The organism is Arthrobacter livingstonensis, from assembly GCF_003219815.1.
Lineage (GTDB): Bacteria > Actinomycetota > Actinomycetes > Actinomycetales > Micrococcaceae > Specibacter > Specibacter livingstonensis.
In genome coordinates this window covers 1-23,730 of sequence record NZ_QJVD01000031.1, presented here as the reverse complement: position 1 = coordinate 23,730, position 23,730 = coordinate 1, and the positions used below count along the sequence as shown (strand labels likewise).

The 23,730-nt window shown below is 61.2% G+C and carries 20 protein-coding genes and 1 pseudogene; 7 read left to right on the top strand and 14 right to left on the bottom strand.

Going from position 1 to position 23,730, the window contains the following annotated elements:
* Positions 1 to 357: 357 nt before the first annotated feature.
* Together aspT and CVV68_RS19740 are read left to right on the top strand one after the other, a co-directional pair.
* Positions 358 to 2,067: an aspartate-alanine antiporter gene (aspT, locus tag CVV68_RS19745; protein WP_110502712.1), complete on the top strand. Its 1,710-nt coding sequence runs from the start codon at positions 358 to 360 to the stop codon at positions 2,065 to 2,067.
* Positions 2,068 to 2,089: 22 nt separating this feature from the next.
* On the top strand, positions 2,090 to 3,685 hold the full coding sequence (locus tag CVV68_RS19740) for a bifunctional aspartate transaminase/aspartate 4-decarboxylase (RefSeq protein WP_110502711.1): 1,596 nt from the start codon (positions 2,090 to 2,092) through the stop codon (positions 3,683 to 3,685).
* A gap of 434 nt (positions 3,686 to 4,119) precedes the next feature.
* On the opposite strand, the pseudogene CVV68_RS19735 reads toward CVV68_RS19740, so the two are convergent.
* From CVV68_RS19735 to CVV68_RS19700, 8 genes and pseudogenes are all read right to left on the bottom strand, one after another.
* Positions 4,120 to 4,356: pseudogene (locus tag CVV68_RS19735) on the bottom strand (NAD(+)--rifampin ADP-ribosyltransferase); the annotation flags it as partial.
* A gap of 121 nt (positions 4,357 to 4,477) precedes the next feature.
* Positions 4,478 to 6,010 carry an APC family permease gene (locus CVV68_RS19730; RefSeq protein WP_211320922.1) on the bottom strand — a complete coding sequence of 511 codons (1,533 nt, stop codon included), beginning with the start codon at positions 6,008 to 6,010 and terminating at the stop codon, positions 4,478 to 4,480.
* Positions 6,011 to 6,266: 256 nt separating this feature from the next.
* Positions 6,267 to 6,938 (bottom strand): DUF5134 domain-containing protein, encoded by a 672-nt coding sequence (locus CVV68_RS19725; protein WP_170133260.1) that lies wholly within the window; start codon positions 6,936 to 6,938, stop codon positions 6,267 to 6,269.
* Positions 6,939 to 7,172: 234 nt separating this feature from the next.
* Complete coding sequence (locus CVV68_RS19720) at positions 7,173 to 8,504, bottom strand: flavin-containing monooxygenase (protein ID WP_110502709.1); 1,332 nt, start codon at positions 8,502 to 8,504, stop codon at positions 7,173 to 7,175.
* A gap of 274 nt (positions 8,505 to 8,778) precedes the next feature.
* A complete protein-coding gene (locus CVV68_RS19715; protein ID WP_110502708.1) occupies positions 8,779 to 10,236 on the bottom strand; it encodes an aspartate ammonia-lyase in 1,458 nt (485 codons plus the stop codon).
* Positions 10,237 to 10,247: 11 nt separating this feature from the next.
* Positions 10,248 to 11,438, bottom strand: coding sequence for a M20 family metallopeptidase (locus CVV68_RS19710; protein ID WP_110502707.1), 1,191 nt, complete (start codon positions 11,436 to 11,438; stop codon positions 10,248 to 10,250).
* On the bottom strand, positions 11,428 to 12,099 hold the full coding sequence (locus CVV68_RS19705) for a DUF1028 domain-containing protein (protein ID WP_110502706.1): 672 nt from the start codon (positions 12,097 to 12,099) through the stop codon (positions 11,428 to 11,430). The genes CVV68_RS19710 and CVV68_RS19705 overlap by 11 nt, the downstream gene beginning before the upstream one ends.
* A 2-nt stretch (positions 12,100 to 12,101) precedes the next feature.
* Entirely contained in the window at positions 12,102 to 12,515 is a 414-nt protein-coding gene (locus CVV68_RS19700; RefSeq protein ID WP_110502705.1) for a RidA family protein, read from the bottom strand.
* A gap of 155 nt (positions 12,516 to 12,670) precedes the next feature.
* Between CVV68_RS19700 and CVV68_RS19695 the strand changes: the two genes are divergently transcribed.
* Positions 12,671 to 13,597 (top strand): LysR family transcriptional regulator, encoded by a 927-nt coding sequence (locus CVV68_RS19695; protein WP_110502704.1) that lies wholly within the window; start codon positions 12,671 to 12,673, stop codon positions 13,595 to 13,597.
* On the opposite strand, the gene CVV68_RS19690 is transcribed toward CVV68_RS19695, so the two are convergent.
* Positions 13,590 to 14,195, bottom strand: coding sequence for a TetR/AcrR family transcriptional regulator (locus CVV68_RS19690; protein ID WP_110502703.1), 606 nt, complete (start codon positions 14,193 to 14,195; stop codon positions 13,590 to 13,592). The two genes, CVV68_RS19695 and CVV68_RS19690, sit on opposite strands and share 8 nt — an antisense overlap.
* 91 nt (positions 14,196 to 14,286) lie before the next feature.
* A complete protein-coding gene (locus tag CVV68_RS19685; RefSeq protein ID WP_110502702.1) occupies positions 14,287 to 16,236 on the bottom strand; it encodes a primary-amine oxidase in 1,950 nt (649 codons plus the stop codon).
* A gap of 417 nt (positions 16,237 to 16,653) precedes the next feature.
* Here CVV68_RS19685 and CVV68_RS23640 point away from each other — a divergent pair, with 417 nt between their 5' ends.
* From CVV68_RS23640 to CVV68_RS19670, 4 genes are all read left to right on the top strand, one after another.
* Positions 16,654 to 16,815, top strand: coding sequence for a hypothetical protein (locus tag CVV68_RS23640; RefSeq protein WP_170133258.1), 162 nt, complete (start codon positions 16,654 to 16,656; stop codon positions 16,813 to 16,815).
* A gap of 25 nt (positions 16,816 to 16,840) precedes the next feature.
* Complete coding sequence (locus CVV68_RS19680) at positions 16,841 to 18,328, top strand: aldehyde dehydrogenase family protein (protein WP_110502701.1); 1,488 nt, start codon at positions 16,841 to 16,843, stop codon at positions 18,326 to 18,328.
* A 1,119-nt stretch (positions 18,329 to 19,447) separates the two neighbouring features.
* On the top strand, positions 19,448 to 19,732 hold the full coding sequence (locus CVV68_RS19675) for a type II toxin-antitoxin system RelE/ParE family toxin (protein WP_170133257.1): 285 nt from the start codon (positions 19,448 to 19,450) through the stop codon (positions 19,730 to 19,732).
* Complete coding sequence (locus tag CVV68_RS19670; protein WP_110502700.1) at positions 19,732 to 20,037, top strand: XRE family transcriptional regulator; 306 nt, start codon at positions 19,732 to 19,734, stop codon at positions 20,035 to 20,037. The genes CVV68_RS19675 and CVV68_RS19670 overlap by 1 nt, the downstream gene beginning before the upstream one ends.
* Before the next feature lie 401 nt (positions 20,038 to 20,438).
* Here CVV68_RS19670 and CVV68_RS19665 read toward each other — a convergent pair whose 3' ends face one another.
* The 4 genes from CVV68_RS19665 to CVV68_RS23635 are packed head-to-tail and all read right to left on the bottom strand — an operon-like array spanning position 20,439 to position 23,024.
* Complete coding sequence (locus CVV68_RS19665; protein ID WP_110502699.1) at positions 20,439 to 21,161, bottom strand: VIT1/CCC1 transporter family protein; 723 nt, start codon at positions 21,159 to 21,161, stop codon at positions 20,439 to 20,441.
* Positions 21,162 to 21,202: 41 nt separating this feature from the next.
* Entirely contained in the window at positions 21,203 to 22,156 is a 954-nt protein-coding gene (locus CVV68_RS19660) for a hypothetical protein (protein WP_245933668.1), read from the bottom strand.
* Positions 22,153 to 22,860: a cytochrome b N-terminal domain-containing protein gene (locus CVV68_RS19655; RefSeq protein ID WP_110502697.1), complete on the bottom strand. Its 708-nt coding sequence runs from the start codon at positions 22,858 to 22,860 to the stop codon at positions 22,153 to 22,155. Before CVV68_RS19655 ends, CVV68_RS19660 begins: the two co-directional genes overlap by 4 nt.
* Positions 22,857 to 23,024, bottom strand: coding sequence for a hypothetical protein (locus CVV68_RS23635; protein WP_170133256.1), 168 nt, complete (start codon positions 23,022 to 23,024; stop codon positions 22,857 to 22,859). Before CVV68_RS23635 ends, CVV68_RS19655 begins: the two co-directional genes overlap by 4 nt.
* Positions 23,025 to 23,730 lie beyond the last annotated feature (706 nt).

Genomic DNA, 23,730 nt, shown 5'->3' with positions numbered 1-23,730 from the left:
CTCTGTCTGCACAGCAGTTCTGGGCCAAAAGCCCAACGGTGGTATTCGGCCGTCGGGTCAACAGCCATCTCAATCAACGGTGGACTTTGACGGTCTGAGGGAAGCTCAGGAACCGAACCTCGGGGCCAGGTACAATACTCCGGAGCCCGCCTGGTCGGGTTCTTCCAACAATGAACAAGCCAGCAGTTCCCTTGCATGGTGGCCGCCGCTGCCTCTCCGCCAATCTCACCGCCAGCTGAGGACCAATAGAAACGAGGCGTCGCTCATGACGACACCGACCAAACCATTTACGTTCGTGCTGTCAAAGTTCCGGCTCAGCGAAGGCCCGATACTGCCAGCAATCGCGGGGACAGTTCGATGAGCATTCTCAACGGTCTCTTCACCGCCGAACCACTCTTGGCGTTGTTCATCACACTCGCTCTAGGTTACCTAATTGGTAAAATTCGTATCGGTAGTTTTGTTCTTGGTGGGATCGCCGGAACACTTCTGGTGGGTGTGGTCATCGGCCAAATCGGAGTCTCTATAGACCCTGGCATCAAAACAATCTTCTTCGCCCTGTTCATCTACGCCGTCGGTTTCCAGGGCGGACCGCAGTTCGTCCACGCCCTGAACCGTCGTTCTCTCAACCAACTTGTGTCCGCCGTCGTGATGACTGTGGTGGGGCTGATCACCGTGCTTGTCGGTGCGTGGATGTTCGGTCTGGATCGTGGGTTGGCCGCCGGTCTTGCCAGCGGCGGGCTGACCCAGTCCGCGATCATTGGCACGGCCGGAAATGCCATATCGCACCTCGGGCTGTCGTCCGCTGTAACCAAGACGATGCAGACCAATGTTGCCGTCGGGTACGCCGTCACCTATATCTTCGGATCGCTCGGACCGATCCTTTTGGTGACTTGGTTCCTGCCCGCGATCAAACGTTGGAATGTTCGGGCGGAAGCGGTAAAGCTCGCGGCCGCGATGTCCGGCGGTCATGCCGAACTCGAGCCCGGACAATTCAACGCTGTCCGTCCCGTGGTGACGCGATTTTTCGGTATCAGTGAGGCACAGGGCTCGACTAGGAAAACCACTCTCCAACTGGACGTGGCTCTCTCCGATGCCGCCGTGGACGCGGTTGTGCGCTCCGGAGAAGCCATTTCCTTCACCAACGAAACGGTTCTCCAAGCCGGTGACGTTGTCGCGCTCTCTGGAACACCTGAAGCGATGAAAGTGGGCGGAACACTTCTCGGTGACGAAGTGCCAGCACCGACCGGATTCCGATTGGTCGAAGAATCCCGAGAGATCATTCTCACGAACAAAGCATTGACATCCCGGTCGCTAAGCGAAATTCACGAGCATGTCAATGTGGATACGCGCCATGGTGTCTACCTGACGAAGGCTTTGCGGATGGGCAAAGACTTGCCACTGCTGGACAAGGTCACTTTTGACCGAGGCGATGAGCTCCATTTCGTGGGCCGTCCCACCGACCTAGATCGAGTCCAGTCCAAACTCGGCTACAAGATCAGTGCGGCCGCCATGGCCGATTTCATCTTCTTCGGCATCGGAATGACGATCGGTCTGCTGCTCGGGCTAATCACATTCAAACTGTGGGGTGTACCAATCTCCCTCGGAAGCGGCGTCGGATGCCTCTTCGCCGGCCTGTTGTTCGGATGGCTACGAAGCGTGCACCCCCGGTACGCAGCCCTACCCATTGGCGCCTCCAATTTTCTGCGGGACTTCGGGCTTGCCGTGTTTGTGGGAATCGTTGGAATCACGGCTGGCCCGCAGGCCCTCGTGGCAATCCAGCAGCACGGAATCACACTGTTCCTCCTCGGGGTAGGCGTCACCTTGATCCCACCGATCCTGACTTTCTTCTTCTCCTACTACGTGCTTCGGATCCGCAACCCGATCGAAGCGCTGGCGTGTGTGGCCGGAGGTCGAAGCTCAAACCCGGCGTTCGCGGCGCTCTTGGAGAAGGCCGGAAACTCGACCCCAGTGGTCTCCTTCACCATTACCTACGCCGTTGCCAATGTGTTCCTCACCCTCTGGGGTCCGGTAATCATCGGGATCATCACCAAAAATTCCTCCGCGTAACCATTCCCAGAAAGGGACTTCAATGACCACGCAGGACTACTCCAGCCTCAACAATCTCAGCCCATTCGAGCTGAAAGACAAACTCATCTCAGTTGCCTCCTCTGACGCGCAGCGTTTGATGCTCAATGCGGGTCGCGGAAATCCCAACTTTCTTGCCACTCTTCCGCGTTTTGCCTTTCTCGCACTGGGTGAATTTTCCATGAGGGAATCCGAACGGTCGTACTCCTATCTCGATAGCGGCTTCGGCGGGCTGCCCGAACAGGACGGCATCGTGCAGCGTTTCGAAGCCTTCGCCGCCCACCAGGATCACAGCCCGGGGATCACGTTCCTGCGGTCGGCGCTCTCCTACGTCAAAGACCAGCTTGGCCTCGACGGTGACGAATTCCTTTTCGAGATGGTCGGCGCATTCCTGGGATGCACCTATCCGACCCCGCCGCGGATGCTCCGTCACGTGGAAGAGATCGTTAAGGCTTATCTGATGCACGAGATGTTCGGGCCGATCAAGTCCGACGGCGACTTCTCCCTCTTCGCTACCGAGGGCGGTACGGCCGCGATGGCTTACATCTTCCAAAGCCTTGCGGTCAACGGACTGATCCACCCGGGAGAGAAGATTGCTATTGCAACTCCCATCTTCTCTCCCTATTTGGAGATCCCAGTGCTGGCGGAGTACGGACTTGAGATCGTCGACATTCGTATGGAGCGAACCGCCGACTGGCAGCTGCCACAGAGCGAAATCGATAAACTTCTTGATCCCGAGGTCAAGGTTTTCTGTGTGGTGAATCCGAGCAATCCGCCGTCGTCGAAGATCTCTACTGCCGGGCTCGATCAACTCACCGAGTTGGTGACCAAACAGCGCCCGGATCTCATAATCGTGACGGATGACGTTTACGGCACATTCGCAGACGACTTCGTTTCGCTGTTCGCCGTCTTACCGCGCAACACGCTCCTTGTTTACTCATTTTCCAAATTCTTCGGGGCTACCGGCTGGCGGTTAGGCACCATAGCCCTACACACCAGCAACATCATCGACGAAATCCTGTCGGCTCAGCCGGAGGCCGAGAAAACGCGATTGCGCATGCGATACGCGTCGTTGACCGCCGAGCCTGACAAGCTCGCGTTCATCGACCGTTTGGTCAGCGACAGCCGTGCTGTCGCCCTAAACCACACCGCGGGGCTATCGACCCCACAGCAGTTCCAGATGGGCCTCTTGGCCCTCAACGGGCTGATGGACCGTCTGGGTCACTACAAGACTGCGGCCAAACAACTCATCCGCCAGCGTTACCAGACCCTCTACCGCAGCATGGGTGTAACTGCTGCGTTCGAACCCGACGATGTGAACTATTACAGCCTGATCGACCTTCAGGAGCTGGGAGGTCAGCTCTACGGCGCCGACTTTGAGGCCTGGTTCATCAAACAAGGTCTGGGCACCGAATTTCTCTTTCGCCTCGCAGACGAGACGGGGGTGGTACTTCTACCCGGCAGAGGTTTCGAGGTTGTGGATACCTCCGCCCGGGTCTCCCTAGCCAATCTCACTGACCACGAGTATCGAGCGATTGGTGCAGCGACCCGACGTATCGTAGACGAGTACCATGACACGTTCACCCACACGTCTGACTGACCCATATCGACGAGCATTTCACGCCCGACCGCGAACTGAGCGGTCCCGTACGTAACAGGGTGGGCATGCGGCTCACGGCAATAATGCCGCAGGGCGATTGCAAAGTCTTTTGTGAGAATTCAGCGTCTTAATATGTGAGACGAATCCGCCCTGTGAGACGTTTCTAGCTGCGTTTCACATCCGCCTCGCGCTGGCGGGCGGATGACCCGTCTCCGGCTTTCGCGGGGATCGTTTTGACTTGGATACAGAGAACCACAACCGACATGAATTCGATTGACCCATCCAGCTATTGGCCATGGCCGGGTATGGAGAGTAAATCGCGGTTCGCACGGCTGCTGGTCCTTCAGTAAGGGAATCTTCCTTCCACGGGACTTGTCACGGTGCCGGGATTGGATTGTTCGTGTTCTGTGCGCTTGAAGAAGCGGTGATTCTCGTCAGTTGATGATTTCTCCTATATCGGCCGCGCGGAGGGCGGCCATTCGTTCTTGCCATGCCTGTAGTGCATCGGGTGTCAGGCGTGTCCAATCGATGACTTCGCCAACCACCCCGAGAGGCACAGGGCTGCGGTATGACCGGGCGGGGGCGCCGGGGAACTTCTTGTCGGTCACGTTCGGGTCGTCCTCGAACGCTCCGGTCGGCTCGACGGCATAGACGCCCGGGGCGCCGTCACCGGCCGCGAGCCTTCGCTGGTCAGTTGGGTGAAATCAGTGTTAGCGGATGCGAGCATACTGTCGAGCGACGTGAATAGAGTCGTACCCGTCTACGCGTCTGATGCATCGATAGCAGGCGTTGTCAGTTAGTTTCCGATGTCATTTCGGCAAGTCCAACGGTTGGTAGTTCGCCGTCTGTGATGACTTCCCCGCGGCGAACCCGTCCTCCGAAAGCGTAGCCGATGAGCCCTAGGGCCAGGATGCACAGGAGTGTGCCGACTGTAAATAGTTCGAAGGTCAGTTGTGAGACGCCCCAGATGTTTTTGAAGTTGTAATCGATGCCGAGTGTGGCCTCCATAGTTCCTGGGAAGATAGCTACCCAGGAGCCGAGCAGCACCCATGCAAAGCAGATGACTCCGAGGATCCGGAACCCGAGATCGGATACGGGTACCTTGAAGGGCCGGGGCATGGTCGGGAACTTCGTGCGCAGCCTGACGGCGGCAGGGATGGCGAGCAGGTAGCTGAGGAGGTATGTGGAGATGGCAATGGTGAGTACCACTTGAAACAGTGCGGCACTGCTGCCTGTGAGCTGCATGGCTGCGAGCATGAAGACGGTTGCAACGATCCCGGAGAGTGCGTTGACTCGCACCGGTGTTCCTAGCTTTGGGTGGAAGCGGCCAAAGAAGCCGCCGAAGAATGAGCCATCGGCAGCTGCCATGGCCTGCATCCGGTCGCTGATGATCATCCAAGCACCGCCCTGTGAAACCAGCACGAAGCAAAAGACGACGGCAGAGACTCCAAGCATTGTGTGCTGAGCCGAACCGAAGATCGTGTATACGGTGGACACCGCACCGAACAGACCGTTGATGCCGGTGATCTTATCCAGCGGGACGACCAAGAGAATGGCCAGGATGGGGAGCAGGTAGCTGGCGGCGGCGATGATGGCAGATCGGGCCACGGAGATGGGCACGTCGCGGCCGGGATTCTTCATCTCTCCGGCGGCGCTGTTGCCCGATTCAAAACCGAGGAAGGAAAACAGGAGTAGTGGGGTCACGCCAAGGAAGCCTGCCATGGTTGGGGAGAATGAGCTCAGGCTCAGGCGGTTGAATCCGTGCTGGAAACCGTAGATGGACGTGACGATGAGGAAGAATGCCAGGAAGGCGATCTTGAGGATGGCGCCGAGCCCTGGCAGCCATTTGCCGCGTTTGAGGCTGATAACGGCCGATCCCACTGTGATCCAGATGAAGGCAAGCTTGAACACATAGTCCGACACGCTGCCGGCGGCAACCGGCGACACGTAGGTAGACCATGTCTCGACGGCTACGAATGACATGGCGCCACCCACCCATACCGGCTGCGTCACCCAGGTTAAGAGGGCCGCCACGGCTGCCGCGACGCGTCCGAAGGCCAGCTTTGTCCAGACGTAGATGCCGCCTTCGTCAGTGAATGTCCCGCCGACTTCGGCGAAGATAAGACCGTAGGGAATCAAGAACGTTATGGCCATCACCAAGGTCCAGGTGAAGGTCTCAACACCGAAACCGGAAACCTGGCCCAGAACCTCGATGGAGATGACGGCCGAAACGACCAGCAAGAGAATATCGAGTCGACCGAGCGACTTTTGCAGGTGTTTGCTCTGTTCCTGGGCGAGCGCGGAGGCGTGCTGGTCTTGCATCATGGGGGGCTTCCTTTCGGGCGAACCGCTTTGCGGCTAAACCAAGACTAAAGACGTGATTCATATCACGCAAATACATGAATGAGATAGTGTGCATCGGCAAATCAGATGAAAAGGGGTAAGAGTCTCCCTTGAAATTGCTCTTGATTCACCCGCAGTGTTGGGTCGAATACCGAGGGTCCGAAGCCTGTGTCGACAGTGCCGCCAAGGCGGCGGTCACTGTGGCAGGTTCGGTGGCGCGCGTCCGGTGACCCAGTTTTTATGCCATCATGGTGGCGAACATGAATGCCATGACGGCGGCGCCGAGTGCTTCGAGTGCGTGTCCTGCGTGTTTGGAGAGTTTGGGCGCGGCGGTATTGTGGTGGGTGGTTTGTGTGGTCCGGGTTCGTAGTAGCAGGGTGATGAAAATGATGGCTGCTGCTGTGAAGACTGCTGTCAGCAAGATGGCCAAGTTGGGGGAGTGGCCGATGCTTGTGGTTCTAGTTTTGGCTGGGTCTGTCATTGCGTGATAGCCGTGAGACATGGACATTCCGGCCATTGTGGCCATGGCGTCGGTGGGAGCCCTTCCGACTCCGGTGGATATTGGACCCGTCATGGCGATCATCGCTGCGGCGCCGGCCATGGTAAGGCCGTGATATATGCATTTGAGTCGGCCGGGGCCTTCCGCGCAAAGGAATTTGAACTCTGGCAGGGCGACTGCCTGAATGACAAACCACAATGCCGCGCCGGCGAGGACCGTGATTTGAGCCAGCGCGGTCGAACGGGCCAGATGCCACAACATGGCGGCCATCAGTAGGTGCATGACGGCATGAAGGCTGTTATTGATCTGTTCCGTGCGTCGGGGAGACCTGCCGGCCTGCTGGAGGTGGTGGCTGCCGCTGAGGAGCAGTACGGCCGTGAGGGTCCAGGTTATTGCCGGGATATTAAACACGTGGATCATGCTTCCGCTAAGGGGTTGGGGGTGAAGTGCGGGAGGTCCCCGATGCTGCTTTGGAGAGCAGGGCCGGGGACCTCCCGTCAAAGGATTGATCCTTTCCACGCTCAGGTTCATGTCGTCCAAGGTGTCCTGTTCGTCCGTTGTCCCGGAAGAATTGAGAAGCCCTGGGGGTCCGGAAGCGTTGGGAGTTTTTGATGCCGCTGAGGATGCGGTTGACCATCCCGACTCTTACACCGCTTGGACGTCTGAGAGTTTTTCCTCAAGGAAATCGATGGCGCTGTCCTGGGCAGCGTGGTGTGCGTTCCATTGTTGGTCACCAAGTTGGGCAAGGTAGCCGCGCTGAATCACGATTTGCTCGGCCAGGTACTTGGCGTCGTGCCAGACGCCCCAGATGAAGCTCGATCCACGGTGTGACTGCCACGGCAATCCCAGGAAGTAGATGCCGCTCTCCGGCGAGACGCCTCGCTGGTGCCGGGGCCGGCCGTTGGCGTCAACGACATCAACGTCGAGCCAGCTGTAGTCGACCGCAAAGCCCGTTGCCCAGATGATCGTCGTGACGCCGGCGGCAGCGAGATCGAGCTCACTGATCAGGCTCGTCACGTCCTGCGGTTCAGCACCGAGGTCGCGGGCCTGGGGTTCTTCCGGGAAATCCAGGCCGTTTCGCGCGATGTACGCGTCGGCTTCATCAAGTACGGACAAGTAGTTCGCATCGCCGTTGGCGATGTTTCGTGCAAGGTCCGACGCGAAATGCATGGTTCCGTTGTCAAACGAATTGGTCCGTCCGACCAGCCTGATGCCGTTTGCAGCGAGGGCTCGGAAGTCCACGGTATGGCCGCCATTGGCGCCACTGACGGCAATGGTGACGTGTTCTGCACCACTGGGGGGTGCGACCGCAGACCACTTGTCCAGGACGCCAAGCCACCAGCAGAAGTCTTGGCCGCGGTAGTGCCTCGGGGGACGGTCGTGTGGACCGACGGAGAGAAAGACCTGGCGGCCTGACCGCCGCAGTTCTTCGGCGATCTGCACGCCAGATGATCCGGCGCCCACGACCAGCACCCCGCCTTCGGAAAGCTGTTGCGGGTTTCGGTAGGAGCTGGAGTGCATCTGCAGGAGTTCTGTGTCTCCGCCGACGACTGGGGGAATCACCGGTTGCTGGAACGGCCCCGTTGCTGCGACAACATATCGGGCATTGATGGTGCCTTCGGAGGTGTCCACCTGGAAACCAGGTCTGTCGTCGTTCCTGCGTACCTTCTTCACCTCGACGCCGCAATGGATGGGAGCGTCGAACTTCTCGGCGTATGCCGCGAAGTAGTCCGCCACCCGTTCCTTGGGTGCGAACCCTTCGGGGTTGACATCGTCAAATTCCAAGCCGGGAAAGCGATCGTGCCAGGCCGGACCGTTGGCCACCAGGGAGTCCCACCGTCCGGTGCGCCACCGTTCGGCAATACGGTCCCGCTCCAGGACGAGGTGGGGGATGCCGCGGGCACTCAGGTGCTCGCTCATTGCCACTCCGGCCTGGCCCGCGCCGACGATTACGACTTCAGTCTCTTGCTTCGACATGCCGACCTCCATTGCTGTAGATACTCTGCTCCAACGTGACTATGCACCTGTGGGTGCTAGGGGTGGCTCCCCGGTGGGGAGGATATTCGTCCATCGGAATACCTTTACAAAACCGCATTTTCGATCATCTTTCAAACATTCGTTAGCGGTCAATTGCATCGATTATTCAGATGAAGATTGGCGTTGCCGACCCACTCCCATCGCCAGCACCGTGTCGACAGGAAATCAACGACGCCATGTGATTCCCCATCGAGTCCGCCCAAGCGGCTCTGCGCTATCGCGCAGGGGTCGGGACTGGGACCCCTGCCAGGGTGGAGGGCGAGAGGAGGGCATCGAGGCGGTCCGCCTCAAGGAGCCCTTGCGCGATCACGAGTTCCCTGATGCCGCGGCCGGTAGCCAAGGATTCCTTGGCCAACGCGGCGGCGTGCGTGTAGCCGATGAATGGTGCCAACCCGGTCACGACGCTGACGGATTCGGCCATGCGTCGGGCCAATACCGGCTCATTGGCCTCGATTCCGTCAATACACTTGGTGCGCAGCGTCCGGCAGGCTGAGGTCAACCACTCCATGGATTCGAGCAGGCAGTCGGCCATGACAGGTTCGAACGCGTTCAATTGCAGCTGTCCAGCCTCCACGGCCATCGTGACCGTTGCATCGGCGCCCACCACCTTGAAAGCCACTTGGTTAACGACTTCCGGAATCACCGGGTTCACCTTTCCCGGCATGATGGATGATCCGGCTTGAACGGCTGGCAGGAAAATTTCGTTGAAGCCCGCCTGGGGTCCGGAGGAGAGCAGTCGCAGGTCGTTGCAGATCTTTGAGAGCTTAACGGCCGAACGCTTGAGTACACCGGAAAGCAGCATGAACACACCAGTGTCGGATGTCGCCTCGACCAGGTTGTGGGCGGAGACCAGCCCGAGGCCCGTCAGCTCATTCAGCTCGAGTGTGACGCGCGAGCGGTATTCCGGATGGGCAGTGATGCCTGTTCCGATGGCCGTCGCCCCGAGGTTGATCTCCTTGAGGTGGGGGGTGAGTTCGTTCATGCGTGCCAAGTCTTCGCACAGCGTCTCGGCGAACGCGCCGAATTCCTGCCCCAGGGTCATGGGGACGGCATCCTGGAGCTGGGTACGCCCGACCTTGACGATCCCTGCGAACTGGCTGCCCTTGGCAGCGAAGGAATCGATCAATAGCTGGTGCTCGCGGCAGTAGTCCATCAGCGCGGACTGAAGTGAGATCTTGACCGCCGTGGGATAGATGTCATTCGTGCTTTGGCCGCGGTTGACATGGTCGATGGGATCCAGTTGCGCGTAATCGCCCTTTTTGAACCCGAGGATCTCCAGTGCGCGGTTGGCAATGACTTCGTTGACGTTCATATTGGTGCTGGTGCCGGCCCCGCCCTGGATCCGGTCGACGGGGAATTCTGCGTCGAAGACCCCGTCGCGGACTTCCAGCGCGGCCGCTTGGATGGCCAGCCCGCGCTCTGCGTCGAGGAGGCCAAGTGTGGCGTTGGCCCTGGCGGCTGCACACTTGATCGATCCAAAGGCCCAGAGCAGCGAGCGCATGCTTCCCACCGGGCGGCCGCTAATGGGGAAGTTCTCTACGGCACGCAGCGTGCTGATGCCCCAGTAGGCGGCGGCGGGCACCTCGCGCTCGCCTAGGGAGTCCCGCTCGAGGCGGACCGACGGGCCCGTCTGACCCGCCTCGTCGGTGGCGGCAAATGTTTGGTTGTCCATGTTCTGTTCACTCATTCCATGCGGGCTTCGGGGAACCCGACGTAGTCCAGTGCGGTAAGTGCCAGGGCGGCTGCCCCGTCGTGTATGGCCAGGTTGGCCGAGTCGCCGATGCAGTGGGCGGCGAATTCAGGCTGGTGGTTGGCTGCCGGGAAACAGCCGAGACCTATGTAGGGGTGGATCGACGGAACGATCTGCGAGACGTTGCCCATGTCGGTTGAGGCGCGGTTCATAGTGGCTTGCTCGGGCGGGGCGTCGAAGGTGCGCCCCAGTGCCACGGCATGCTGCGTGTAGATGCCCAGGGCTCGATCATCGGTGCGGAACTCGGAGTAGGGTTCGGATTCGGCGGTGATCTCCAGTGCGCACCCGGTGGCCAGGGCGCCCGCCTCAAAGCACTTGTTTACCCGCTCGTTCAGTGGCGCCAGTTCGGCGAGGGTTTCGGCTCTGACGTACCAGCGGCCCTGGGTGGTCTCGGGGATTGCATTGGGTGCTTCTCCTCCGCGCGTCTGGACGCCGTGGACGCGGGTTTCCTTCGGCAGCTGCTGACGCAGCAGGCCGATGGCCATCTGCGCGATGAGGAAGGCATCGTTGGCGTTGACCCCATGGTCTGGGTAGGCCGCTGCGTGGGCGGACTTGCCTCGGTACTCGACATGCTGGTGGGCGACGGCAAAAGGGTTCGCCACTGCCGAGTCGACGGGGCTGGGATGAACCATCATGGCCAGGTCCAGGCCCACAAAGGCCCCTCGCTTGAGCAATTCGATCTTGCCGCCCCCTCCTTCCTCGGCAGGGGTTCCGTAGAGCTCGATGCTCAGGTCGTATTCGGCGGCGAAACCGGCCAATGCACACGCCGCACCGACAGAGGCAGCGGAAATGATGTTGTGGCCACAGGCGTGCCCGAGTCCGGGGAGCGCGTCGTATTCGGCCATGAGGCCGATCCGCCGGCTGCCCGAGCCGAGTATGGCACGAATGGCGGTGGGGAATCCGAGGTAGCCACGTTCGACGGCGAAGCCGCGGGCTTCCAGGAACTCGGCTGTCCAGGCTGCTGCCCGGTGTTCTTCCCAGCCGAGTTCGGGATTGGCATGGAGGGTCTCGGAGTAATCTACCAGGGCGCTGTGTTCGGCCCGGACGGAGTTAAGGACGCGCTCGATCGCCGTTTCGGGGCCGGCGCGGAAGGGAGCCGATCCCGGGGGGAGGCTATCGCTCATCGCCGGGCACCCCGTAGCCCTCGGAGACGAGAGGATCTAGCCCACGGGTCACGTAGGCGTCGCGCTGCGGCATCCAGACCTCGATCACCCTGCCCAGCTCGGCAATCGGATCATCGTGCCAGTCCACGCGCACGTCGGTGTCGCGCCACCCGTGCCCGGAAACTACCGACAGGCCTGCCGAGTGCACGGGCCCTGCCTCACCGCCTGCGGCCATGGCCCCTTTCAGCCCGGCCAGGAGTCGCACCTCAAGTTCGCCGCTGGCGGTCTCAAACGCGGAACAGGCCGCCTGCAGCACCCCGGCGTCCGCTAACATGTTGCCGGCCCCTACGCATGAGGGACCGCTGCCCTGCCCAAAGACCCCCAGGGTCCTCGAACCGCTGTACACGGCCGAACCTCCGCGGGAGTCGAGCACCACGAGTTGGCGGAAATCAATGTTATCGGCCGTGGCGACCACGGCGTCCAGGGCCTGCTGTGCGTTGTCGCCGGCTTCCAGCCGGTCAAGCAGGGCGGTGCCCAGCCGCGGGTCGGTGATGTTTTGAGAGCTGACGGCCCCCACGCCGTCACGCAGGTGGACGCACCTCGCCGCTACGGCCGGGGAGGATGATGAAACAGCCATGCCGAAACGGCCGTTCCCGTCGGTGCCGACAATACAGAACGTCATGGTCACTCCTGCGAAAGGACGGCGGTGGCGTCGATTTCAACGAGCCACTCGGGACGGGCCAGCGCGGTGACAACCAAGCCGGTGGAGACGGGGAAAACGCCCTTGAGCCAGCGGCCCATGGTCCGGTACACGGCCTCGCGGTAACGCGGGTCGATAAGGTAGACGGTCACCTTGACTATGTCCTCGAGGGTGCCTCCGGCCTCCTCGAGCAGCATCTTGATGTTGGCCATGGCTTTTTCGGCCTGCGCCTCCACGTCGCCGATGCCCACGGACTCGCGGGTGTCCAGGTCCTGCCCGATCTGGCCCCGCAGGTAGACCACGCCGCCGGCGACGACGGCCTGGCAAAGATCGTTGTCCAGGTTTTGTTCGGGGTAGGTGTCCTTGGTGTTGAAGGCACGGATACGGGTGTGTTTCATGAGATCGTCCTTAGCTGTGGCAGTGTGGTCTGGAAGGAACCAGCCGGTTCAATGCGGCGTATGCTTCCAGCATCCAACGGGCAGCCAAATCTGTCGAACAGTTTTTTTCGAACTAAAACATCTGTTTTGCAGATGCAATGCCGTAGGCTCGGTGCATGGATGTCACGCTCACCCAGCTGAGGTATTTCAGTGAGGCCGCCGCACGGCTGTCGATGACCGGTGCCGCCGAGCGCTTGAACGTTGCCCAATCGGCGGTGTCCAGCGCGGTCGCGCAGCTCGAACGCCAGATCGGCTCACAGTTCTTCATCCGACAACGCTCCAAGGGCCTGGTGCTGACACCCGCCGGCGAGTTGTTCCTGCGCGACGCCCAGGCTGTTCTCGCCCACGTGGAAGAAGCTGTCGAGCACGCCAGAGGGGAGCAGACCACGATCGCCGGAAACGTGCGGCTGGCGTGTTTTAGCACTCTCGCGCCGTTTCTATTGCCGGGCCTGCTCGTCAGGTTGCGGGCCGACCACCCGAATTTGGAGCTGGAGGTGGTTGAGGCCGATGCCGCAGGCTGTTCGGCGGCCCTGCTCAGCGGACAGGTGGACGTGGCGTTGTGCTACGACCTGGGGCTTCCGGACGATATCGCCGCCACGGCCGTGCACGCTGCGCGCCCCTATTTGGCGTTGCCGCCGAACCATCGTTTTGCGCACCGGGCGGAAGTGGCGCTGACAGAGATGCGTAACGAGCCGTTTGTTTTGCTGGACCTTCCCCACACCAAGGAACTGATGCTCTCAATCCTCACCAACGCCGGAGTGGAGCCGAACGTGTGCTTCCAATCCGGCAGCTATGAGACGGTGCGCACCTTTGTGGCCAACGGCCATGGTTATTCCATCCTGCACCAGCGCCCCCAGCACGATTTCACCTACGACGGCGGGACCGTCGCGCCCGTAGCCATCAAGGGTGATGTACCTGAACTGCAGACAGTGATCGCCCGTTTGCGCACCCAACGTCCCACGGCAAGAATCCGGGCGGTGGGACAGGCCGTCCGCCAACAGGTGGCCGGCTTGTCCGCCGCCGCGTCCCGGACACCTAGCTAGCGTCCGAAACGCAGACTCGCCGGAGCATCGTTTCGATCAACCTGCGCTGGCGTGAACCGCTCATGGCGTACGGATCAAGCATCGCCGTGATGTGCAGCCCCATCATGGTGTTCAGCAGTTCGTCGGTAAACAAGTCCGGATCCGCGGGTCTGCCTGTCGGCGTGTCGGTCTGTGCCTCGGCCAGGCAGCCCATGATCTCCGCATGCCAATGCGAAAGGGCGTCCCGGCCCACCCGGCGGAGGGCTTCATCACTTTGTGCCCGCTGCCAGAAGGACACGGCAACCTTGGCTTCCACCGTGGTCAGGTCTTCGGCGGGAATAATCTCCATGCACAGTGATCGCAGGGCCGTGAGTCCGCGTTTGCCCACAGTGGATTCGGCGATGCGCTCATTGGTCCGCTGGCAGATCAGTTCGTAGGAAGCCAGCAGCAGGGCTGTCTTATTGGGGAAGTAGTGGGCCAGGATCCCAGGGGCGGCGTAGCCGCATTCACGGGCGATGTCGCGCATGCTGGCGTTTTCGATTCCCCGGTCCGCAATGACCTGCCACGTCGTTTCAATGATGGAGCTGCGGCGTTCGGCATGGTCAACCAAGCGGGGCATGTGTTTCTTCTTCCTTAATGGGACGCGCGGCGGGCAGGATCCAAGGATCCTGCCCGCCGCCACTGTATCACCGCGGTTTTGGTTCCCCGCGTCAGTTCTCGTCGTGGCAGCCGGTCGGGCTGCAATGCCCTGCCGTGGACGCGGGGAGGTTGAGCGTGGGGTTCTCGTCAAAGAAGCCGTGGGGTTTGAGCTTGAACCCGGTGGTGTCCACCGGCATGATCGGCCAGTCCTCGGGCCGGGGGAAGTGGGTGAGTCCAAACGAGTGCCACACCACGATGTCCTCGCCGTTGACGTTGCGGTCCTGGGCGGCAAAGGCAGGAAGGCCTGCTCCGCCGGGGTGCTGGTTGACGAAGTCCCCGGCCGCGTAGAGCTCGTCCTCGGCGAATTTCGTCACCCACAGGTGGTGTCGGGCGAAAGCTGCGCGGGAGGCGATGGATGAGTCATCGGCCATGGCCAACGTCGGCGAGTTTTCCGGGTACAGCGTATAGCCGACGGGCTGGTCCATCTTGTTCAGCGACTCCGGGTTGCTGATGTGCCAGATCCGGCCAACCGTGCCGTCCGCGTCACGGATGGCCTGTTGCTCGGACTCCAGCACGGTCCGCTTCTGGGTGAAGGCGTTCCCGTGTGGGTTGCCCGGGCTCTTGGGCAGGCGTACCAGGTCGAGTTCCTCCACGCGGTTGGAGTTGCCGTCGATCATCATGTCCATGCGCGCGCTGAAGAGGTGCTGGTGGTAGGGGGCGCCAAGTCCTGGCGCGATCTCCGAGGCGTATTCATAGCCCTTGTACGGCAACGCCGCAGTGAAGACAATACCGGTTGCCTTGGCCTCGAATTCGATGGTGCCATCGAGATAGAGGTACCAGTAAAAGCCGTAGTCGTAGTTGCCGACCGTGGTAAAGAAGGAGACAACGAGGCGGCGGTTGCGACGTACCTCGTTGGAGTTGGCCCATTCGTCGGTGTGCTTCCAAGCGATCCCTGCATCCTCTTCGTGGATGCAGATGCCGTTGGGGATCGTGCGGGGATGGCCGAAGTCATCGGCGACTACAGGGGAGAGGTAGGTGATTTCGCCCAGGCAATCGCAACCGAGCTTAAGTGAGTTTGCGTCACGGCCGACAAGGTACTCCCCGGAGTCGAAGTAATTCTGCCAGCTGCGGTAGGGGGCGGGATCGCCGTAGGGGACCACCATCTCGGAGATGGCCGCGCGGTGCATGATTGGACGACGGTTTCCGTTGAGCGTGTGGTGCAGCTGGTGCAGGACCAGGCCCTCGCGGGCGTCGAAGCCCACGCGCAGGTCCCAGCCGAGCCAGGAGAGGTGGTTGCCCTCGATGGTGAAGCTGGCGCCCTCGGGCTGGATGACCTCTATGGGCTTCAGATCGGTGCGTAGTTCCCCGTGGATGGCCGGGTCGGTATAGTTCCCGTTGACCTCCGGGACTGGGACCGGTCCGTCGTCGAGCAGGTGGCTGACCCGACGGTTCTCCACGTCAACGAACGCCACGAGTCCGTCAATCGGGTGGGCCCAGGCATGGTCCCCGGGGTGATCCTGGCGGAAGCCCAGCCCGCGCAGCAGGCGCTTGCCGGTCTCGTTTTCGTATTCAAAGACCCCGGCGGAGAGCGGGGCTACCCGGACCTGGGCGGTGGTGAGGCCGCGGGAGGCCAACGAGGCGATCCAGCCCTCGTCCGCGGCGAGGATTTCCTCGATGAGGTCAAACTCCTCCAGCAACACCGGAAGCTGACCGTCGACTGAGGGGTCCAGTTCGATCTGTCTGAGCACGGACTTGCTCGTCAGGGAAAGGGCGACGTCCAGGGAGCGGGAGAGTGCCGCGTCCCACAGCATGACCCGCACGCGGCGGTCGGTGCCCGGTCCCGGTGTCGGGTACAACTCGTCCTTGGACGGTTCCAGTAGGCCCACATAGGCGAACCGGGTGGTGTCCGGAACGAGACCTTCCTGCTCCAGCACGGAGCGCACGGCATCGAAGTCCTCGGTGGTCAACTGGTCCAGCGGATGTGTGGTCTGCGTGGCCCGGCGGTCGGTCTGGAGTGTCATGGGGCTTCCTCAAATTGCGGTTTTGATGATACAACTGTTCAATCAACAAGTTTGATGTTACCCAAGTCACCGCAACTCGTAAAGGGTGCCTGGGAAACGTCGCTGAAATGGGCGCGGGAAGGCGTGGCGAGGAATGGAATGCAACCAAGTTCCAGCGACGGGCGCAATTCCCCTCCTGCTTTGGCTGCTGGGCTGCACTGCCGTCACCGCAGCCATGGTGCACGTGCTGATGGCGCTGGGGGCCAAGCCGCCATGGTGGCCGCCTTGGGGGCATGGCGTTGTCGTGCCTGACATGCCTGCCGCATCTTGGTGCCACCACAGGCGGCGTGGAAAAGTCGACCCGTCACTTGATGGCCATGTCGGCGACGTTGGCCCTGGTCCACATGGGTTGGATCGTCTTGCCGGGAAAATCGCGCCATGGTTCCGGCACCGCTGTCGCCACGGCTGCCGGCGCCGGCAGCCGTGGCAGCCATGCTTGTGCTGATCGCCGTGGAGCTGGTGGCCCTGTCCCTGGCATCTGCTGTAATGCGCATCAACCTTTCCATTTCCCTGGGCATAGCCCAGGTCCCGGTCCACTAACCACTTCCAAGCAATGGAGCAGAAAATGACCAACCAAACCCTTTCCGCCTGGGATGCCCGGGCCGATGCCCTGCAGATCGATGGCCGCGCTTTCGTTAACGGGCAGCGGCGGGGCGCCGCATCCGGTTCACTGCGAATTACGTCGAGCCCCATCGACGGACGCGAGCTGGCGCAGCTCAGTGCCTGTGGCACGGCGGACGTCGAGGCGGCGGTCGCTGCGGCCCGAAGCGCCTTTCCGTCCTGGTCCCGCTCGGGAGCCGAAGCCCGGAAGACGGTGCTGCTGGCCTGGGCGGGCCTACTGGAAGCACACGCAGAGGAGCTGGCACTTCTCGAGTGCCTGGACAGCGGTAAGCCAATCCTGGAAACCTCGACGGTGGATGTCCCCGGTGCGATAGCCACGCTGCGCTGGTACGCCGAAGCGATCGACAAACTGTCGGGGGAACTGCCGGCCGTGCCAAGGGGCGCCACGGCCATGGTGACCCGTGAGGCCCTGGGTGTGGTGGCCGCCATCGTTCCGTGGAACTTTCCCTTGGAAATAGCCATGTGGAAGCTGGCTCCCGCCTTGGCGGCGGGAAACTCGGTGGTGCTCAAGCCCGCCGAGCAAACCTCGTTGAGCATACTGCGCGCTGCCGAACTCGCGGCCCAGGCCGGGATGCCCGCCGGCGTGCTGAACATCGTCACCGGTTCAGGGCGGGAGGTCGGGGCGGGGTTGGCACTTCACATGGATGTCGATGCCCTTGCGTTCACGGGTTCTACTGCTGTTTCGCGAACCCTGCTGGAGGCATCCGGGCGCAGCAATCTCAAACGCCTGAGCCTCGAAGCCGGGGGAAAGAGCTCTAACCTGGTCTTTGCCGATACCGCGGACCTGGCCCTTGCGGCCGAAAAGGCGGCGTTTGGCGCCTTCTACAACCAAGGGCAGGTCTGCTCGGCCAACTCGCGCATCCTGGTCCAGCGCTCCGTCCACGACGAGTTCCTGTCGTTGCTGGCTGAAGCAGCGCAAGCCTACGCCCCGGCAGATCCGCTGGCCGGGCTGGCAGGCAACGGCTCCCTGATCTCCACGGCACACGCAGATTCGGTCGAGGCGTGGATCCATCGTGGCCGCCGTGAGGGGGCGGTGCTCTTCGGCGGGCAGAGGCTGGACATTCGGGGGTCGGATGCCTACCTTGAGCCCACCTTGCTCGGTGGCCTGGATTCCGGTCACGACGTGCACCGGGAGGAAATTTTCGGACCCGTCGCCGTCCTACAGCCCTTTGATACCGAGGAGGAGGCGGTCAGCATGGCCAATGACACCGCCTACGGGCTGGCCGCCTCCGTGTGGACCTCGGATCTGTCGCGGGCCCACCGGGTTGCCTCGGAATTGGTCGCAGGCACGGTGTCCGTGAACACCGTCGACGCGGTGGGCAACACCACGCCGTTTGGTGGCTTCAAACAATCGGGATTCGGCCGAGACCTGTCACTGCAGGCGTTTGATAACTACACTGCCACCAAGACAACCTGGATCCAGTTCGGCTAAAGTGCGGCGCATGAGGCCCCTGCCCTCTGACAGGGCGTCTGCAAAATCCTTTTAGCAGTGGTCGCGTCTCAACATGTGGGACCAAGGGGTAGTCACATATGAAGACGCCACGTCTCCGCAAACGAATTTGCAGACGCACTGACGGAACAGGTCCGGACGTACGGTGTATTTCTTAAGTCGCGAAGTCGGTCAGTTCCGTGAGTACGGCGATCGGAGGGCCGATTTATGGCAGCTACACCACCGAGTCGCCCGGGCCCGTAGAAACGGCGGAATCTGGCCACTTTTTGGGTCCGGTCGTCGACAAAGATGAGTTGGCTGTCTTCAAATAGATGAGTGCAGGTTCAAGAAAATTTTACCGAATGAGATGACTAAAATGTGACTTACGGCAATTTCAGCACTTACTGGACCGGATCTGGAGACATAACCGCTGGTCAGGACTGCATTGTGCCCCGGGCCGGACTCGAACCGACGGCCAAGAGAAACTGAGGACTCTCATGCCACAGCCTCCGTTCCCCATCAAATACTGCTAGTTTCCGGGGGAGCGCGGGACAACAGTGCCCCGTTGACATACCAAGGACTGCCATGGGTTTTCGTTCAAAAACGTGAGCAAAAACGTGACGAGGCTCTGCAGCGTAGCGCCGGGCCCTCTGCCTTATGGCCGTTTGCAGGTTCATCGACATCGTGGACGGCATGCCACCGGTTGTGAAAGGACTGCCGCCGTGTGTCAACGCACTTCGTTGTTAGGGGCGTGATTTTGGTCCGGCCGGCAAACGGCCAGCTGCGGTTGGGAAACTTGCAAATGGGTGACCTTTTGTTCGGTGATTGGAGCATTACCTACCTTAATTTGATGGCTATTTGCCGCTAACTCTCCATCCCCGCGGGCCTGAATATGGATGGTTTTCCTGAGCCAAACTGCGAACCTTGGAATGAGTGCGGGGCCGAGAAAGTGCGAGCGTTTGGTTTGCTACGGGTTCAACAAGTCGAGGACCGCGACGGCTTGTTACAACCCTTGAGTTATATACCTTAGGTGTTGTATTGTGGTGGTGATGTGGAACGTCGATGTGGGTTTGGTTGAAGCGTGGCTGTCCGTTCTGAATGACGACTCTTATGCGTGGGCAAATGGTTGTCGCCCTGGAGTTGTTGGCTGAGCGTGGGCCGCAGCTTGGCCGTTCCCTGGTGGATACGGTTGTCCGGTTAAGACACAAGAACATGAAGGAACTGCGGCCAGGGTCCAGTGGCCCGTCGGAGATGCGGGTGTTGTTTGCCTTTGATCCGCAGCGCCAGGCGATTTTTCTGGTGGCCGGGGACAAGCCCGGGAACTGGTCAAAGTGGTACACGAAAAACATTCCGAACGCCGATGACCAATTCGACGGCCACTTGAAGACTTTGAAGGGAGAACCGTGATGGCAATGTCCATGGAGGAGATGCTGGCGAAGCGTCCCGTTGACCGGGCGGTCGTGGAGGGGCATAAGAAGCGGATGCTCGATGAGGTCCGGGCCTACCGCCTGCGTGAACTCCGCGAGGCATCCGAGCTGACCCAGGTCCAGCTCGCCGGTCGCCTGCAGGTCACCCAGAACCGGGTCTCACGGATCGAGCACAGTGACATCGACCGCACCCAGGTCGACACGCTGCGCAAATATGTCGAGGCCATTGGTGGCACGTTGCACATCGAAGTCGAGCTCGGGGACGAACGCATCCAAATCGCCTAAATTTGCGATTGTCAGGTGCGGGTGAGCCCCAGAGTTACCGGTGCAACCGGAGCCCCAGCATTTTCGCCTGGGAGCGTACTCGCTGACAGGGATCAACCTACCGTGGCCAACGACTGAAGCCGTGGCCAGATCCGCCCCGTATAGGGTCCGGGAGGGGAGGACGGCACGAGCCAAACACTCCACATCAACTAGATCAGGTGCCACGGGGGCAGTGTACCCGATTTTTGCCAGGACTGTTGGCCCGCGACGACTGGGGATATCCCTTGGCCAGGCAGGCCCGCAACGGCGACCGCACCAAGGTGGCGATCGGCCCGCGGGACGCCGAGTCGGCCCGCGATGCGGTCAAACTGTGCAGTTCCGCTGGCGCTCAGCCTGACGGTGCAGTTGTCGACCACCAGTCGCTAAATGATCCCGCTTGCCCCGAGTGCGCTGCCGATTCCATAGGTAGCCGCCAAGGCCAGGGCGCCGCCAATGACAAGGCGTGTTGCCGATGTGGTCTTGGAGCTGCCCCCGATCGCGGCGCTCAGGGTCCCGGTCAACGCAAGGGCGATCAGGACGGCCACGAACGTCACCGGAATCCGCCACTCGGCAGGCGGCAACATGATGGCAAGCAGGGGCAGGAGCGCCCCGACGGCAAACGACGCCGCCGACGCGTACGCGGCCTGCCAGGGATTGGCCTCCTCGTCCTGGTCGATGTTGAGTTCGGCCGAGAGGTGGGCGGACAGGGCATCGTGCCCGGTGAGCTCCAGGGCCACCTGCTCGGCCGTGGCGGGACTCAGGCCCTTGGCCAGGTAGAGGCCGGTGAGTTCGGCCAATTCGGCATCCGGGTCATCGGCCAGCTCACGGCGTTCCTTCTCGATCAAGGCACGCTGGCTGTCGCGTTGGCTGCTCACCGACACGTATTCGCCCAAGGCCATGGAAACGGCGCCGCCCACCACGGCCGCGATTCCGGCAACCAGGATGGGCGCGGGGGCGTTGGTCACGCCGGCAACTCCGACGACGGTTGCCGCGACGGAGACGATGCCGTCGTTCGCCCCCAAAACCGCGGCCCGCAGCCAGTTCAGCCGTCCTGCGATGTTGGCTGTGTGTGGTTCATTGCCGTGGGCTCCCGGGACGCTGGTCATGGGCCCAAGCTATCAGTATTGGCGCGCCCCGGGCCCCGAGCTCACCGTTGGCCATAGTAGTCCTTCCAGATGAGGCGGTGGACGGGGATCTTGCGGGGAATCGAACGCAGCCCTGGAATGAACGGCAGCACGGTCAGCGCCAGCGAGAGGAGCAGCATGACGGAGACCACGAGGATGTCGGCGTTGGGTGAGGACTTGAACGGCTGGATCTGGTAGAAGAACGAGAAGAGCCACAGCCAGGACTGCCCCGGGGTGTTCCCTGTTTCATTCATTACCCCCCATTGGTCTCCCGTCAGGTGCGCTGTGGTGGCCAGGTTGGGAAAATAGCCGCCGTCGCCGAGGAATAAGATGGTGGGTGTGTAGTCCAAATTGTACGGCTGCCCCCCATTTTGAAGGACTCCGTCAAGATTTCCGTTGCCGGCCATGGCCAGCAACGCCAATGTCAAGGCGGGGACGGGTCCGTAGTTGCCGCCGGCGACGTGTGCCGGGTCGCCGTTGGGTGCGGCGGCCAGTGCGGTGGTGTAATCGGCGGCCCATTTTGCCTGTTGATCGGCGGTGGCGGCTGCCCAGACAGCCAGGGCCGGCGGCGGGCTGGGCAGGGTCTTGAGTGGATTGATGACGAAGTCGTTGGCCGTATCAATCGGAAGGCGCACCCCGGAGAGGGCCTGCAGGTCGATGAACCCAAGCTTTTGTGTGGCATCGGGCGTCGCGTTGTAGGGTGGGCCGTAGCCTGCTGTGTCGCTGGTCCCGCCCAATTCTGCAGTGGCCGTGGCGACGAAGTCCGAGGGCGCCGCCGTTGCCCATGATTTCAGTGTCACTCCCGGGTCGTCCGGGGAACTGAAAATTGCCGAGAGGCCGATCACCAGCAGGCCAACGACGACGAGGCCGATGGTGAGCTCCTTGAAGAGATCGTAGTCGCGGACACGTCCCCGCCAGGGCCTGCCCGCGATATTGTCGCCTTTCCGCCACGACATCGGGGATGGGATCCTGGTCATGGCTGTTTCACCTCCGTGTCAGTACCACCGGTGGTGGCGTCGCGCAGCTGGGCGTCGGTTTCGGCCGCATCCAAGGGAGGAACCACGCCGTGGGCTCGCACCAACACGACGTGCAGTGCGACGACGGCGCCGACGGCCAGGGGGAGGAGCATGATGTGCCACATGAAGATTTGGCCCAGGTTGGCCACGTTGAACCAGGCCCCGACGCCGACGGCGTTCAGGGCGTCCTTGGCTTGGAAGGCAATCCATTGCGAGTCAAAGTTGGTTTGCAATAGATAGCCTGTAAATGCCGTGATCACGGAAACGAGGAACGCCACCATGCCGGTGATCCAGGTCAGCACCCGTCCGCCGCGCCATGCCGCCATCCAGAACTTGATCCACAGGTGGACCACCAGGAACATGAAGAACAGTTCAACACTCCACAAATGAACACTGTTGGTGAAGTGGCCCAACGAGGAGACGTGGTACCACTGGGGCCCGTTGAGGCTGAGGACCACACCGGAGGCGATGATGAAGATCAGCCCGGCAACGGCGCCCATGCCGAAGACGTAGGCCCAGGAGGCGACGTAGCTCGGTTGGTCCTCCGGCAACAGTTTGTCCGGGGGAAGATGCTTCAGGAACCAGCGGCGGGATTTCCCGGTCCATGTGTAGGCCCCGGTCCCTTCCACTTCCGGATCTGGCGAGGGGTTCTGGTGGGTGCTCATTTCCTTTCCCGTCCTCCGGGAAATGGCAGCACCAGCGCTAAGCCGAACAGGACGAGCATCACCACAATGACGATCAAGTTACCCAACTGAATGGTCACATCGCCCCAACCAAGATAGATTCCAGGGTTGATCGAGGATGAAGCAGCGCTGAGCAAGCCACCCATGTGATTCTCCATTCTGGCGATTGCGGAAAAGTTGCTTTAGTTCTACTTATATGATATGTCTTTCGCGTGCGGGTGTCGTTAGAGTCTTTGTGCCCTGTTCGGGAGGGCGCCCCGCATCTAGCCAGGGGGAGAGGCGATGCCCCATGACGGGGGCGCAGTCGCATTGGTCGAAACTCTCGAGGGGCCACCGGTAGGCCTAGGAGCCACCAACCAGTCGGGTCACCCTAGGCCAGGTCGCGGGTTTTGGCCCCGGAGTTTTGCAGAGTCATAGGCCACCGGATCCCGCAAAGGAGACCTGCCAGCCAGGGGTGTGTCACGAATGGTTATGGAGCGGAAATGGTGGGGAAAAGATGGTCAGTAGATGGGCTCTGCCAGGAGTCCATCGCAGGTTCCCCTACGGAATATTTATTGAGTCTGGTTGAACGGGAGGAAGCCAAACCGGACTGGACTCGCCGCAGTATCAGGGGAGCTACTCGCTCGGCTGGCGGTGCTCAATGTCGGGAGTTGGGCAATCGGAGGGCCAATTCTTGTCGATCGCTGTCTCAATGTGTCCAGACTTGGGAAAACCTCGGATTTTCAGGGATTTCACGTCCGCCAGTTGAAAAACGTGACGACAACGGGAGGCTAAACTGAAGTTACGTAGGCTCTTTCCCCGGTTTCTCGCTGGATCCCGGGGAAAGGGCCACTTTTATACCAATAATTGTAG